The sequence below is a fragment of the Anabaena sp. WA102 genome, from assembly GCF_001277295.1.
GTDB lineage: Bacteria > Cyanobacteriota > Cyanobacteriia > Cyanobacteriales > Nostocaceae > Dolichospermum > Dolichospermum heterosporum.
In genome coordinates, this window is record NZ_CP011456.1 from 3,251,041 (window position 1) to 3,265,962 (window position 14,922).

At 37.5% G+C, this 14,922-nt stretch carries 12 protein-coding genes; 10 read left to right on the forward strand and 2 right to left on the reverse strand.

Annotated features, from left to right (window positions below; genetic code table 11):
- Positions 1-719 precede the first annotated feature (719 nt).
- The 10 genes from AA650_RS14040 to AA650_RS14085 all read left to right on the forward strand — a co-directional run bounded on the left by AA650_RS14040 (position 720) and on the right by AA650_RS14085 (position 11,088).
- Positions 720-1,886 carry a pyridoxal phosphate-dependent aminotransferase gene (locus AA650_RS14040; RefSeq protein ID WP_053539482.1) on the forward strand — a complete coding sequence of 389 codons (1,167 nt, stop codon included), beginning with the start codon at positions 720-722 and terminating at the stop codon, positions 1,884-1,886.
- 33 nt (positions 1,887-1,919) lie between these two features.
- Positions 1,920-2,567: a histidine phosphatase family protein gene (locus AA650_RS14045; protein WP_053539483.1), complete on the forward strand. Its 648-nt coding sequence runs from the start codon at positions 1,920-1,922 to the stop codon at positions 2,565-2,567.
- A gap of 75 nt (positions 2,568-2,642) precedes the next feature.
- Positions 2,643-3,668: a glucokinase gene (locus tag AA650_RS14050; RefSeq protein ID WP_039203311.1), complete on the forward strand. Its 1,026-nt coding sequence runs from the start codon at positions 2,643-2,645 to the stop codon at positions 3,666-3,668.
- A gap of 688 nt (positions 3,669-4,356) precedes the next feature.
- Entirely contained in the window at positions 4,357-4,959 is a 603-nt protein-coding gene (locus tag AA650_RS14055; RefSeq protein WP_027401100.1) for a hypothetical protein, read from the forward strand.
- A gap of 44 nt (positions 4,960-5,003) precedes the next feature.
- On the forward strand, positions 5,004-5,651 hold the full coding sequence (locus tag AA650_RS14060; protein ID WP_053539484.1) for a Uma2 family endonuclease: 648 nt from the start codon (positions 5,004-5,006) through the stop codon (positions 5,649-5,651).
- Positions 5,652-5,786: 135 nt separating this feature from the next.
- Complete coding sequence (locus AA650_RS14065) at positions 5,787-6,095, forward strand: hypothetical protein (protein WP_039200745.1); 309 nt, start codon at positions 5,787-5,789, stop codon at positions 6,093-6,095.
- Positions 6,092-6,346, forward strand: a complete 255-nt coding sequence (locus tag AA650_RS14070) for a type II toxin-antitoxin system VapC family toxin (RefSeq protein WP_039200744.1) — start codon at positions 6,092-6,094, stop codon at positions 6,344-6,346. Before AA650_RS14065 ends, AA650_RS14070 begins: the two co-directional genes overlap by 4 nt.
- Positions 6,347-6,644: 298 nt before the next feature.
- Positions 6,645-7,400: a YebC/PmpR family DNA-binding transcriptional regulator gene (locus AA650_RS14075; protein WP_039200743.1), complete on the forward strand. Its 756-nt coding sequence runs from the start codon at positions 6,645-6,647 to the stop codon at positions 7,398-7,400.
- Between the two features lie 256 nt (positions 7,401-7,656).
- Positions 7,657-9,534, forward strand: coding sequence for an excinuclease ABC subunit UvrC (gene uvrC / locus AA650_RS14080; protein ID WP_053539485.1), 1,878 nt, complete (start codon positions 7,657-7,659; stop codon positions 9,532-9,534).
- A 279-nt stretch (positions 9,535-9,813) separates the two neighbouring features.
- Entirely contained in the window at positions 9,814-11,088 is a 1,275-nt protein-coding gene (locus AA650_RS14085) for a glycosyltransferase (RefSeq protein WP_081424223.1), read from the forward strand.
- Positions 11,089-11,090: 2 nt separating this feature from the next.
- On the opposite strand, the gene AA650_RS14090 is transcribed toward AA650_RS14085, so the two are convergent.
- Together AA650_RS14090 and AA650_RS14095 are read right to left on the reverse strand one after the other, a co-directional pair.
- Positions 11,091-12,635 carry a phospholipid carrier-dependent glycosyltransferase gene (locus AA650_RS14090; protein WP_053539487.1) on the reverse strand — a complete coding sequence of 515 codons (1,545 nt, stop codon included), beginning with the start codon at positions 12,633-12,635 and terminating at the stop codon, positions 11,091-11,093.
- 83 nt (positions 12,636-12,718) lie between these two features.
- Positions 12,719-13,885, reverse strand: coding sequence for a pyridoxal phosphate-dependent aminotransferase (locus AA650_RS14095; RefSeq protein WP_053539488.1), 1,167 nt, complete (start codon positions 13,883-13,885; stop codon positions 12,719-12,721).
- Positions 13,886-14,922 lie beyond the last annotated feature (1,037 nt).

The following is a 14,922-nucleotide window of genomic DNA, read 5'->3' on the forward strand; positions in this document are numbered from 1 at the left end:
CTCTGCTCCCTCTACTTGTCTTCATCCTCTATACTCAAAACGGCTGGAAGCTGGACTTTTTTATCATACAAAGAACAAGTTCAAAGCCTCTCCCCGCAAGGGGGAGAGGTTTACCAGAGGGGTTTCATATTTGGTTAAACTATGAACCGTTTTCAGTATATCTCCCCTTAGAGGGTGTTTGAAAAGTTATGGTCAATGTATCAAATATTTTTTACCCCACCCTAACCCTCCCCTTTACAAGGGGAGGGAACTGGATTTTTATTGTTTCCCCTTTTACAAGGGGAAAGGGGGGTAGCAATGTGATGAAAATTACGGAATACCACTTTTCAAACATCCTCTAAGAGGGTGTTTGAAAAGTCTCAATCCATACTAAGTAGGTTGGTGTTGAAAATTGTCGTTATGGCAAGGCAATAGGCAATAGGCAATAGGCAAGAGTGAAGAGGGTTTGGGCGATTTTACGTTTCTTTAGAGGTTGTTTGAAAACTTTTTCGTGTGGGATCTGACACCCGCAGATCCCCCTAAGTCCCCCTTAAAAAGGGGGACTTTGAGGAATTTAGCCCCCCTTTGTAAGGGGGGTTGGGGGTATCTCGATTAATTCTGATACTTTTCAAACATCCTCTTACACAGTTTGGTTTTATTGTGTTCACCTACTTACTTTAAAAAATTAGATAAATGGTGATACTCTGGAATAGAATCCTACATATACATTTTTAAGAGTTATGAATTATAAATTATCACGAATGGCAGCGATTCAATCGCCAATTATTCCGGTGGTGGGAGAATTAATTAAAAACTCTCCTGGGACAATTTCTTTAGGACAAGGTGTGGTTCACTATCAACCACCAGATACCGCAATGGAATTATTACCAAAGTTCCTGGCTGAACCTAAAAATCATCTTTATCAACCCGTTATCGGGATTCCTGAATTATTAACAGTATTAGCAGCAAAGTTATCAATATTTAATAGTCTTGATATCAATGAAGAAAATGCTATTGTGGTGACAGCAGGTAGCAATATGGGGTTTATAAATGCTATTTTAGCAATTACTTCTCCTGGTGATGAAATTATTTTAAATACTCCCTACTATTTTAATCATGAAATGGCAATTAAAATGGCAGGTTGTCATCCGGTATTAGTTGCCACAGATACAAATTATCAATTAATTCCTAAAGCCATAGCCGCCGCAATTACAGATAAAACCCGTGCGGTAGTGACGATTTCTCCGAATAATCCTACAGGTGTTATTTATTCAGAAACAGCATTAAAACAAGTTAATGAAATTTGTCGAGAAAGGGGAATTTATCATATTAGTGATGAGGCTTATGAATATTTTACTTATGACGGTGTAAAACATATTTCACCGGGGGCATTTGCGGGCAGTCATCAATATACAATTTCTCTGTTTAGTTTGTCGAAAGCTTATGGTTTTGCTAGTTGGCGAATTGGTTATATGGTAATTCCTCAACATCTATTAATTGCTGTGAAAAAAGTCCAAGATACCATTTTAATTTGTCCACCTGTGGTTTCTCAATATGCAGCTTTGGGGGCTTTACAAGTAAAAGATGATTATTTAAAAGATAATATTGGGACTATTGCTAAAGTTCGAGAAATAGTAATTGATTCACTGCGATCGCTTCAGGATTTATGTACAATTACACCAGCTAATGGTGCATTTTACTTTTTCTTGAAAGTGCAGACAAAAATGAATGATTTGGAATTAGTGAAAAAACTGATTCAAGAACACAAAATAGCAGTGATTCCGGGAACAACCTTTGGGATGGAAGATGGTTGTTATTTGCGGGTTGCTTATGGTGCGTTACCAGCAGATACAGCTAAAGCAGGTATAGAAAGATTAGTCAAAGGTTTGCAAAGTATCGTATTATAGCCACATAACAAAAATTAATATTCGGATTTTCCCATGAGTCAAATAGTTTGGATAGCAAGACACGCTAACCGCCTTGATTTCGTATATCCCGATTGGTTTCTAACCGCCGAAAGACGGTATGATCCACCTTTATCAGATGATGGTATGATTCAGGCGCAGCAGTTAGCAAAGCGACTTAAAGGGGAAAAAATCGCCCATATTTTTGCTTCTCCATTTTTGCGAACTATCCAAACGGCAAATGCGATCGCTGAAGTTTTGGATTTATCTATTAAACTGGAAGTAGGTTTGAGTGAATGGCTTAATCCCGAATGGATGACTGAAGAACCGGAAAAACTCCCAACTTCAGCTTTAGTCAAATTATTTCCCAGAATTGATACCAGTTACACATCACGCATAGCCGCAAAATACCCGGAAACTCATCAACAGGTGCGGGAACGTTCGGCACAAACTGCCAGGTGTTTATCTACTGAATTCTCCCCCCATGATATCCTATTGGTGGCACATGGCGCGTCTGTCTTGGGTGCAGCAATGGGATTTGTAGGGGACATAGCCAAAAATGAAGTCAAAGCTTCTCTATGTTCTTTAGTAAAAGTTGTCCGCCAAGATTCAGAATGGTTGTTAGCACTAAAGGGTGATACGTCCCATTTGACGAAAGTTGAAGAATTGGTGAGATTTGTGTAAATATTTAATGAGGATTTTCTCTAAATCACAACTAACGCTGACTCAGCAAAAGTAACTTACTAACTGATAAATTTTATGACATTGCTACTGGCCGGAGACATAGGCGGAACAAAAACTATTTTGCGTTTAGTGGAATTTTCAGAAACACTGGGATTAAAAACTCTGCACGAAGAGAGTTTTCGCAGTGGAGATTTTCCTGATTTAGTCCCCATCGTCCAAAGGTTTTTGACTACAGCTAACTCTAGCACACCAGAAAAGGCTTGTTTTGCGATCGCAGGACCAGTAGTGGAAAACACCGCCAAGTTGACCAATTTAGCCTGGTTTCTCGATACAAATCGTTTAACTCAAGAATTGGGTATTCTATCAATTTCCCTGATTAATGACTTTGCGGCTGTTGGTTACGGCATTTTTGGATTAACAAAACAGGATTTACTAACTTTACAAGTTGGTAAATACCAACCAGCAGCACCAATGGCTGTAATCGGTGCAGGAACTGGGTTAGGACAAGGATTTTTGATTAAACAAGACCATCAATATCAAGTCTTTCCTTCCGAGGGTGGACACGCAGATTTTGCACCACGCAATGAACTAGAGTTTCAACTGTTGAAATATCTAGTAGATAAACATGATATTCCACGAGTCTCCGTAGAAAGAGTAGTTTCCGGGTTAGGAATTACCTCCATTTACCAATTTTTACGAGATAGAAAAATAGCCACCGAATCACCAGAAATTGCCCAAGCAGTCAGAACATGGGAACAAGAAGCACAGACAACCGAAAAAACCGTTGATCCAGGGGCCCTTATTGGCGCTGCTGCACTGCAAAAAAGCGATCGCCTTTCCGAACAAACCATGCAATTATTTATAAAAGCCTACGGTGCAGAAGCCGGCAATCTAGCCTTAAAACTCCTCCCCTATGGCGGATTATACATTGCCGGTGGTATCGCCCCCAAAATCCTCCCCTTAATGGAAAATGGTAGTTTCCTCTTGAATTTTATCCAAAAAGGCAGAATGCGTTCTCTTCTCGAAGAAATCCCCGTGCATATAATTCTTAATCAACAAGTGGGATTAATTGGTGCAGCTTTGTCTGCCTCTAGGTTATAACTAGTAGTCTGTCAACCCAAAAATGACGGGTGAAGGCAAGCAGGGGGAGAAGAGAGGCACCAGGGGTAGGGGAGGGAAGAACAGAAGTTTTTTCCGATCATTACCCGTCAAAATAAATTTGACGAACTACTAGCAACGTCAGGAGTCAGAAAGTTTGTTGACACTCTCCGGTCTAAAGACGCGGAGATTCTATAGAGAGTTTCAGTCTATATCCCTCAGTTATCCCAGTTTCAGGCACTGCCTTAAATATTTGGGTTCTTGCCCTGATTTCGTTGGCCCTGGCGGGCGAAATCATATCTGACAAGCGTAACTTTCCGAGAGTCCCTCGGTAGCTTTTTATGTCTTTAGTGACAATATAGTTGTATCACGAATATGGATTAAAATCAATGCAGGATTTATCCTGCCTCTAGTACAAAACGGCGTAAATAAACCAACCATTCTAAATCCTCCAAAAGCCTATACTGTCTTCATTTTGACTTTTGACTTTTGACTTTTGACTTCCGCCTTGCGGTAATCCCTTGTCTAAAGCCCAAATGTGGCTTCCTGAGTCACCCACATTTTCAAGGGTTTTCGGCGTTCTTCCTTATAAATCGGTAAATTATTGATTAAATAGTAATTGCTGAACAGTGATGGCTGAATGCTTATTTCTTAATAACAGTGAAATCTGCATCTACAAATTTTATAAATTATGAATAGCAAAATTTTACTATCTTTGATTGCTGCCACCTTTTTATCTAGCAATTACGCCGTCGCCGAAGTCCATTTATCCAAACCCAAAGTTGCCGAAAAAAAACCTATTGTTCCCGCAGTAATACAGCCCAAATGGCGAACATTTACATCCCCTGATGGATATTTCACCGTATTAATGCCAGGAATGCCCAAGCGAAAAACCCAAATCCAAAAAACCTACATGGGAAAAATAAAATTAGAAATATTTTTAATCCAACCACCGCAACAAGAAGCTGCATATATAGTCACATACAATGAATTTCCTGATAGCTATGTCCAGATGACTAACCCCCAAACAATCATGGATCAAGCCCAATATGTAGAACTAACAACCACCAAAAGTAGATTACTAAATCAGCGCAATATTCGCAGTTCTAACTTTCATCCCGGCAAAGAAATTGAATATGTTAATGCTATCGGTAAAATTACTAAAACCAGAATGTTTGTTGCTCATGGTAGATTATATAAAGTTATGGCTATCGTCTCCAAAAAACAGCATGAAACTTTAAATAAAACTATTACAGGCTATTTAAATTCCTTCAGCTTAGTTGTTAAACCTTAATTGAGAATGAGTAATATCGGTGAAATATTCAGGAGTCCGAAAAAATGATCATCACTGAAATGCCAACGCAATTACTAACTAACACTTGGATAACAGCAACTTGGGATGAATATATTCAGGTTATTGAAAATTATCCTGATCAAAAAGCCAAAGGCTATTATCACAATGGAAAAATGAGGATAGAAATGCCACCAATCGGAAATGATCATGCCAGTGACCATAGTATGATTATTTTTGCTGTTAACCTATTTGCGACTATTAAAGGAATTAAATTTAATAGCAAAGATAATTGTACATACAGAAAAATCGGATTTCAAGAAGTCCAACCAGATGTTTCTTATTACATTGCTGAAAAAGCAAATGCTATTCCCTATGGAACTTCCATTGTTAATTTAGATATTTATCCCATACCAGATTTAGTAATTGAAGTTGCGAGTAGTTCCCTAGCTGATGATAAAGGGGAAAAACGCCTGATGTATGAAGATTTAGGTGTAGCCGAATACTGGGTACTTGATGTGCAGAATGTCCAAGTTATCCCTTTTATGATTGAAAATGGTGGCAGTAAAAGAATTAGTGAATCTCAAGTATTACCAGGGTTACAAATTTCTTTACTAAACGAAGCATTAAGAAAAACTCGACAAATGGATCATAGTCAAGTTTGTGCTTGGTTGTTAAGCCAATTTCAGCAATAAGCGACACGAGCAGTTCGACAAGCTCACTGACCACGGTTTTAACCGCAGTGGTATTTCATGCTAAAATGAGGTTGTGAGTAAGAAAACCAGATTGCTATATAATATTTATAGTCAGTAGGACGGACAGAAATAACAATGTCAGAAAAAACTTTCGATATTGCTTACTTATCAGATAATTTACTTGATTTATTATCAGATATCCAAAATCATGTGGAAATTACGCTAACTCGTCAGGGAGTTCCCTGGGCAAAAGTTTTGCCTCTGTCTCAAGCAGAACCTACAATTGAAAAAGCGGGTTTAAATCATAGTTCGATAGTGATGAGTAATGAAGGTACTTTAGAACCAAGGGTTGCAGGTTTTTGGCAAGGACAGGTTAAGATTTCTGATAATTTTGATGACACTTCAGAAGAAGTAATTGCTGCTTTTTATGGAGAAGAACAATGAGTTTTCTGCTAGATACTCATATTCTGTTATGGTTTTTAGAAAATGATTCTAAGTTGTCAAATCAGGTACGAGAAGTAATTATTAATCGTGAGAATTTAATTGTTGTTAGTGCTATTAGTGCTTGGGAAATTTCTATTAAACAGTCTTTAGGAAAGTTAATAGCTCAGGCTTTGGTAGAAGGGCTAACCATAATTACGGTAGATCAAAAGTTTAAATTTTATGATGTCCCGTTGTTAATAACTGAATCATAAATTAGTTGTGCAAAATAGATTATCTATATTCGACCTCTCCCATAATTGTTTCTGTGGTGTGATAAGCAGGTTTGCTTTTTATGTATTTTTGTTGTTAATCGGCTGGATTATTATATATACTCAAAACGGGTAGAAGCTGGGCTTTTTTATCATACAAAGAACAAGGTTCAAAGCCTCTCCAATTATAAAAGCTGCTCCTTTTCCCTCCCTTGTAGGGGAGGGTCAGGGAGGGGTGCGGGGAGAGGTTTACCAGAGGGGTTTCCTATTTGTGAGCAGAGTATTAATAATTTTGGTGATTATGGCAGGACATAGTAAATGGGCAAATATTAAACGTCAAAAAGCCGTAGTAGATGCAAAAAGGGGAAGTATATTTACCCAACTATCACGGGCAATAATTGTGGCTGCGAGAAACGGTGTACCAGATCCAGCAGGTAATTTTCAACTACGGACAGCCATTGATAAAGCCAAAGCAGCGGGGATTCCCAATGATAATATTGATAGAGCCGTTGCTAAAGGTGCAGGTACTTTCAGTGATCACAGCATCCTTGAAGAAATTCGCTACGAAGGTTACGGTCCCGGTGGTGTCGCCATTTTAATTGAAGCCCTCACAGATAACCGGAATCGAACTGCGGCAGATTTGCGCGTCTCTTTTAGCAAAAATGGCGGAAACTTGGGAGAAACAGGTTGTGTAAGTTGGATGTTTTCCCAAAAAGGAGTTTGTGTCGTCGAAGGTGTAATTGATGAAGACAAGCTTTTAGAAGCTTCCTTAGAAGGAAATGCCGAATCTTATGAAATCATGGCAGAGGAAACAGTTGAGGTATTTACAGAAATAGCAAATTTGGAGAAACTCAGCCAAACCTTAAAAGCAAAAGGTTTTAAAGTCACAGATATAGAATTGCGTTGGCTTCCTGGTAATCAAGTAGAAGTTACAGATGCAGATCAAGCTAAATCTCTCCTCAAATTAATTGATACTCTAGAAGGGTTAGATGATGTCCAAAGTGTGACAGCTAATTTTGAAATGGCAGATGGTTTAATGGAACTTAGTATAATCTAGCACTAAATCAATAAAAAGGCTTGGTAAATCGCCAAGCCCATATATACCAAGTGTTTACTATAGTCGCTTAATGTACCTGAATTAATGCTGAAATTCATCTATCTATGGTAGTGTATCAATAACCCCCTGTGGTTGCCCTAAATACCGGGGTAGGCACAAGGCCTACCCCTACATTAAATCTAAACTCAAGTTGACACTCTCAGCGGCTTTAGCCACTGAGCTTTACCCTTACCGGATATTCCTGTAAAATACATTTGTGACTATATCTGAGCAAATCTTACCACTGTATAAAAACCCAGAACGGTTAGAAAATCGGCTGGGAGAAATTCCCCCAGAACCGGGGGTTTATTTGTTGCGGGATGGCAGCGATCGCCTAATATATATAGGTAAATCTCGTAAATTGCGTTCTCGTGTCCGTTCCTATTTCCGCGACTCCACCAACAAGACGGAACGGATTAACACAATGGTTAAATTAGTGACAGAAATTGAATTCATTGTCACTGATACCGAAGCCGAAGCATTAGCCCTAGAAGCCAATTTAATTAAACAGCATCAGCCATATTTTAACGTCTTACTCAAAGATGATAAAAAATATCCTTATCTGTGCATTACTTGGTCAGATGAATATCCGCGCATTTTCATTACCCGCAAACGTCAATTAGGAAAAGCCAAAGATAAATATTACGGTCCTTATACAGATTCCGGTTTATTACGAGAAATTGTCCATTTGTGTAAAAAGATTTTTCCTTTACGACAAAGACCACAACCTTTATTTAAAGATCGTCCCTGTTTAAATTATGATATTGGTCGTTGTCCTGGTGTTTGTCAAAAATTAGTTTCCCCGGTTGAATATGCAAAAATTGTCCAAAAAGTAGCGATGGTTTTTCAAGGCAGAACTCAGGAACTAATTGATATTTTAACAGCACAAATGGAAACAGCCGCAGCAGAATTGAATTTTGAAACTGCGGCAAAAATTCGTGATCAAATTGGAGCATTAAAATCCCTCCATGCTGCTCAAAAAGTATCCTTACCTGATGATACAGTATCACGAGATGCGATCGCTTTAGCCGCCGATGATCAACACGCCTACATTCAATTATTCCAAATTCGCGCCGGTCAATTAGTGGGACGCTTGGCTTTTGTTGCTGACTCCCACCCTGAACCGGGAGCAATTTTACAACGAGTTTTAGAGGAACATTATCAAACAGCAGAAAGTGTAGAAATTCCCAGCGAAGTCTTAGTACAGCATGATTTACCAGATAGTGAAATTTTGTCCGCTATTCTAACAGAACGCAAAGGTAGAAAAGTGACAATTTTCAATCCTTTGCGACAAAGTAAGGCAGAATTAATAGAAATGGTCGAAAAAAATGCCCAATATGAATTACAAAGAATGCAAAAATTGGGTGATAGTAATTTGCAAGCAACCCAAGATTTAGCCGCTATTCTCGACTTACCAGATTTACCCAAACGCATTGAAGGATATGATATTTCTCATATTCAAGGAACTAATGCAGTAGGTTCTCAAGTCGTATTTATTGATGGTTTACCAGCCAAACAATATTACCGACATTATAAAATTAAAAATCCTGATATCACAATTGGTCATTCCGATGATTTTGCCAGTTTAGCAGAAGTTATTAAGAGAAGATTTCGTAAATATATTGAAGATCCGAAATTAGCAAGATTAGGTAATACTGACTGGCCTGATTTAATTATGATTGATGGTGGTAAAGGTCAACTATCTGCCGTTGTGGGGATTTTAACGGAAATGAATCTATTCGCAGATTTGCGGGTTCTCAGTTTAGCCAAAAAACGGGAAGAAATCTTTTTACCCCACTCATCAAAACCTTTAGAAACAGACTCAGAACAACCAGGAGTCCAGTTATTACGAAGATTGCGAGATGAAGCTCATAGATTTGCTGTCAGTTTTCATCGTCAACAAAGAAGTGATAAACTAAAGCGATCGCATTTAGATGAAATTCCCGGTTTAGGACAAAATCGGCAAAAGTTGTTATTAGCGCATTTTCGCTCTCTTGATTATATTCGTCAAGCTACAACTACACAATTAACTGAAGTTCCCGGAATTGGTTCACGGTTAGCGCAAGATATTTATGATTATTTCCATCCTGTTTAAATATATTTTTTCAGAGATACGAACCACAGAGGACACAGAGGACACAGAGGTAAAACAATTTCTTAATCAATACCTTCTCCATTTTTTGTAGGTCGGGTTAAGCGACAGCGCAACCCGACGCATTTGTTGGGTTATGGCTATGGCTCCTACGTCGCCACGCAAGCTATCGCCACACTTCGTGAACGTACCTCAACCTAGAGGTATTGTTAATTGAATTGTATTGGTTCTTGACTTCTGCTGTATTATTAACCATAGTTGTAAATACCATAGTGTTACCAGATGAAAATCAGTCTCTGTATGATTGTAAAAAATGAAGAAACTAGCTTACCAAAATGTCTAGGAAGTGTTAATAATTTTGTTGATGAAATTGTAGTTCTTGATACGGGTTCAACTGACAAAACCCCACAAATTGCTCAACAATTTGGGGCTAAAGTGTATTATTTCCCCTGGAATAATAACTTTAGTTCGGCTCGAAATGAAGCTTTAAAATATGTGACAGGTGATTGGATTTTAGTTTTAGATGCTGATGAAACTTTGACAGATGAAATTATCCCCTTACTTAAAACAGTTATTAGCAAAGAAGAATATTTGGTAATTAATTTAGTACGTCAAGAAGTCGGTTCAACACAATCACCTTATTCTCTGGTTTCTCGACTATTTCGTTATCATCCTAATATATCTTTTGATCGCCCTTATCATGCTTTAATTGATGATAGTGTCACCGCAATTCTCACTCAAGAACCACATTGGCAAATTGGTTATTTACCAGGAGTAGCAATTCTCCATACAGGTTATCAAAAAGCTGTAATTAATGAACAGAATAAATATGCTAAAGCCGCAGCCGCAATGGAAGAGTTTTTTGCCAGTCACCCCAATGATGCTTATGTATGCAGTAAATTGGGAGCTTTGTATATGCAAATGGGGAAAATTGATGCGGGTATGGAGTTATTAAATCGAGGATTAAATCAATTAATTGGTAATCAGGTTAATGAAGAAAAAAAAACGTTAAGTAAATTTAAACATTCGCAGTCACAGAAATTTGCAGTTGATTTTGATGAAGATATAAATTACGATATTTTATATGAATTACATTACCATTTAGGAATTGCCTACACGAATTTACAAAATTTATCCCCAGCTATTTCTCATTATCAAGCTGCGGTGAAATTGCCTATCTATCCCCTTTTGAAATTAGGAGGATATAATAATTTAGGAAATTTACTCAAAAATGTAGGAGATTTACCAGCAGCAAAAATTGCTTATGAAACAGCCATAAAAATTGATCCTAATTTTGTAACAGGTTATTATAATTTAGGGATGGTATGCAAAGCAATGGGGTTATTTCGTGAAGCTATTGATGCCTATAATAACGCCATTAATTTGAATCCTGATTATGCAGAAGCTTATCAAAATTTAGGGGTTGTACTCTTGAAAATTGGCGATGTTCAAGGTAGTTTAGAAGCTTTTGAATATGCCATTTCTCTCCATGAATTAAACAACCCTGAAGAAGCAAAACGACTTTATCAAGGTTTAAAGGAAATGGGTTTGATTTGATTTTAGGTTACTTTTTTAACAAATAGAACCCGATCATTTCTTTCATAGATTTTATACCAAATTCTATCTTTATCATTAACTTGATATATTTCTTGGGTATTGATAATCTCTTGATTATCAATGTTTCTAAATTCATATTTACCAACTTTTTTAATTTCTTTATCTGGCTGAATTTCCAGATGATTAATTAACTTTGGATCATATTTTGCATAAAATAGATAATAGATATATGGCTGATTTATTTGATTATCAATGACTATTTTATTAAATCTATCCTGATTAATAATTACATAATTCATGAAATCCTTAATTCCATATTGGAACATTTCTCTAGTCAGGGTTTGTTGAGGATATCTATGAAAATAAACATAACTAAAACTAGGAATATTCATTATTCCTAGAAAGATCACAATCACAATCAACTTCTTTTTTAGTTGGATATCTTTTATGGAATCAACTATTATTTTTAACCCAAAAATCACAAATATAATAGTTAAAGGTAATCCATGAATCATTCTTAATGTATGGTAATATGTTTCTGTTAAACTGGCAGGAATTGGGGCAATAAAAAGCCATGCAAGTAATAATAAGATGATCTGACGATGTGGATAAGTTAAACTATCTTTCTTAAAAGCTAGAGTAAAACATCCCAGAATTCCTATATAAAAAAATACTGATAGAAAATCATAATTAGCACCAAAGCCGGGAACTCTCTGCATAACATTAGAATCACTAATACCAAAGTTAAACTCTGGTGAAAAATAGCTCAAATATCTTAATAAAAATTTCCCAAAAATAATAAATATATTTTCTTCTTGACCAAAAATTGAAACAATCTTAAACCTACCGTTGTATCTATCAGGATCAGCAAAAGTTAATAAATATATTGGCGATACAAAAATGATATAACTTAATAAAAATATGGTTATTTTAGTGATATTCTTACGCAAGAAAATTATCATTAATGCTATTAATAGAAGTGGCACAAATAATTTTTGACTTGGGTAAGAATAGGTTAGTATTCCTGCACAAATGGATGCTATAATTAACCTATAAGATTGTTTTGGATTGTTTTTAACAGCCCATAAAAATACTGTCATAAATAACAGCATAAAAAATGGCACAATGCTGGGAGGAATAGCCCATCTGGAAAGGGTGATATGCCAGGGTATAATTGCCAGAAGAAAAGCAGCTATTAAGGCTAATTTTTTATCATTAAGAACTTGTAGACTAAATAAGTATATGAGAACGACCGTACCCACTCCTAATAAGGCAACAGGTAAGCGGATCGAAAATTCTGATAATCCGAATAATTGTACAAAAGGAATTGTGATATAAGTGATAACAGGTGATACCCAATCACCAAAAGATTCCAACATAATTGGCAGAAAATTCCCATGATGATCCCGCATGGTAGCAATTAGGGAGTATGCGTCATAACCATTTATGGCTTCATCTTGATTTAAGGCAATAGGATTATTAGCAAGATTATATATTCTCAGTAATAGAGAAATCGCAATTATTAACACCGAATAGACATTATTCATATTGAGAATGCACCCTAAAAAAAGTCACTGATACCGAAAACTCAAAACTTTTAAGTCTTGAGTTTCGGGAATTAGAAATTATGCTAAATCCGAGAACGGACGAATTTCTCTAATCTATCCATTCCCTTTTCAATTGTCGTCATATCAGTAGCGTAGGAAAGACGAATATTTTTATCAGCGCCGAAAGCAACACCGGGAATAAGTGCAACTTGATGTTCTGCTAATAAAGCATCACAAAATTCCAGGGATTTCAAGCCGGTTTTGCTGATATCAGGGAAGAGGTAAAATGCACCGTCTGGTTTAGCGGTACTCAAACCCGGAATAGCTTTGAGTCTTTCAAACATTACCTGACGACGTTTAGCGAAAGCTTGACGCATTTCCTCTACACAGTCTTGGGAACTTTCTAAAGCGGCGATCGCTCCATATTGAGCAAAAGTACACACATTTGATGTACTATGTCCCTGAATGGTACTAGCGGCTTTGATAATTTCCACAGGTCCAGCTAAATAACCCAAGCGCCAACCGGTCATTGAGTAACCTTTAGCGAAACCGCTACTAATTAAGGTGCGAGAAAAAATTTCCTCACCTAAAGAACCAATGCTGATATGTTCTGCACCATCATAGAGAATCTTCTCGTAAATCTCATCAGACACAACATAGATATCTGCATCAACTATTACCTGCGCCAAGGCTTTGATTTCCCCCGGCGTGTATACCATCCCTGTGGGGTTAGAAGGGGAGTTAAGAACAAATAACTTGGTTTTTGGGGTAATAGCTTTTTTTAGCTGTTCTGGAGTAATTTTGTAGCCAGTGGAAGCATCTGTTTCCACAATCACCGACTTACCACCAACTAATGTCACCATTTCGGGATAACTTAACCAGTAGGGTGAGGGAATAATTACCTCATCACCTGGGTCAATCAGTGCCACAATCAAATTATACAGAGAATGCTTACCGCCATTGGTGACAAGGACATTCTCTGACTTATAATTAAGACCATTATCATTTTTCAGCTTGTGTGCGATCGCTTCCCGTAATTTTGGTTCACCAGCGGCTGGACCATACTTGGTTTTACCTTCATCCAAAGCCTTTGCGGCTGCGGCTTTGATATGCGCTGGGGTATCAAAATCCGGTTCACCCGCGCTAAAACTACAAACATCTATCCCCTCGGCTTTCATAGCCTTAGCTTTAGCTGCGATGGCTAAAGTGATGGAGGGTGTTACCTGACTTACTCTTGCTGCCAGCTTCATTCTACTTTAATTTCGCCAATATCCTTTCTATCTAAGGATATCCCAGAATCATATCCGAGATTTGCCCTTTCTAAATTCTTTTCTCTCCCAGATGGGGACAATTTAATTTACTTCAAGACTTGACAAGACGAAAATTTTGGTTTACACTTATGTTAAGAGTAGAAATCTGTGCGCGCATATATATACTAAACATGGGTGAGATTTAAACTTTTGCCAAATGACAAAGAACCCAGATGCGTAGTAGGGGTAAAGCAAAAGCTGATATGTGTCAACTTAAGCTCAAATCCCTACCACATCTCGTTCCTAGTCTCTGACTAGGAATGCAGTTGATGAGGCTCTGCCTCTAATATCATTGAAGGCAGAGCCTTCTAGAATTCATTCCCAGTCAGAGACTGGGAATGAGACGACTTGAGGTTTTTCGTAATTTTGTAAAAGTCCATGTCTGAACCGTGTTTAGCTTAAACAGTAGAAGCCTCTCACCTACCCGATAGGGAAGTGATGAGATGAATACAATACGCGCGAGTCAGGAATTGCCCAACGAACAAAATTAAGCGCAGCTTAATCAGTGTTGTTGGGCGATGTTAGCGAAGCGGCACGAAGTGCGGAATGAACACTTTCTTGATTTTTTTTCAAATATTTGATATAATTTTCAACACTAGGTGTAACTCAATTAAATGCACCAAAAGCAGCCTATCAAAATAAAAGCTAATTGTTTGGCTTAACCAAAGAACCGTGGGACACACGGTCTTAAAGCTCAGTTAATGTCTTCATAGAAGAGTCGCGCTCGTTGCCCACACTCACCTGAAAGGGAGTGTGTGGAGTATGTCACTAAGTAGGTTGGTGTTGAAAATTGTCGTTATGGCAAGGCAAAAGGCAAAAGGCAAGAGGCAAGAGTGAAGAGGGTTTGGGCGATTTTACATTTCTTTACACAGTTTGGTTTTATTGTGTTCACCTACTTATAGTAAATTTTTGGATTGTCGGAATCAGGATATCTGGTTACTGAGCGAAGTAGAAGTACAGGATTAAAGGATATACAA

Coding starts and splice junctions, on each gene's coding strand:
- AA650_RS14040 (WP_053539482.1), top strand. CDS start 720: ATGAATTATAAATTATCACGAATGGCAGCGATTCAATCGCCAATTATT.
- AA650_RS14045 (WP_053539483.1), top strand. CDS start 1,920: ATGAGTCAAATAGTTTGGATAGCAAGACACGCTAACCGCCTTGATTTC.
- AA650_RS14050 (WP_039203311.1), top strand. CDS start 2,643: ATGACATTGCTACTGGCCGGAGACATAGGCGGAACAAAAACTATTTTG.
- AA650_RS14055 (WP_027401100.1), top strand. CDS start 4,357: ATGAATAGCAAAATTTTACTATCTTTGATTGCTGCCACCTTTTTATCT.
- AA650_RS14060 (WP_053539484.1), top strand. CDS start 5,004: ATGATCATCACTGAAATGCCAACGCAATTACTAACTAACACTTGGATA.
- AA650_RS14065 (WP_039200745.1), top strand. CDS start 5,787: ATGTCAGAAAAAACTTTCGATATTGCTTACTTATCAGATAATTTACTT.
- AA650_RS14070 (WP_039200744.1), top strand. CDS start 6,092: ATGAGTTTTCTGCTAGATACTCATATTCTGTTATGGTTTTTAGAAAAT.
- AA650_RS14075 (WP_039200743.1), top strand. CDS start 6,645: ATGGCAGGACATAGTAAATGGGCAAATATTAAACGTCAAAAAGCCGTA.
- AA650_RS14085 (WP_081424223.1), top strand. CDS start 9,814: ATGAAAATCAGTCTCTGTATGATTGTAAAAAATGAAGAAACTAGCTTA.
- AA650_RS14090 (WP_053539487.1), bottom strand. CDS start 12,635: ATGAATAATGTCTATTCGGTGTTAATAATTGCGATTTCTCTATTACTG.
- AA650_RS14095 (WP_053539488.1), bottom strand. CDS start 13,885: ATGAAGCTGGCAGCAAGAGTAAGTCAGGTAACACCCTCCATCACTTTA.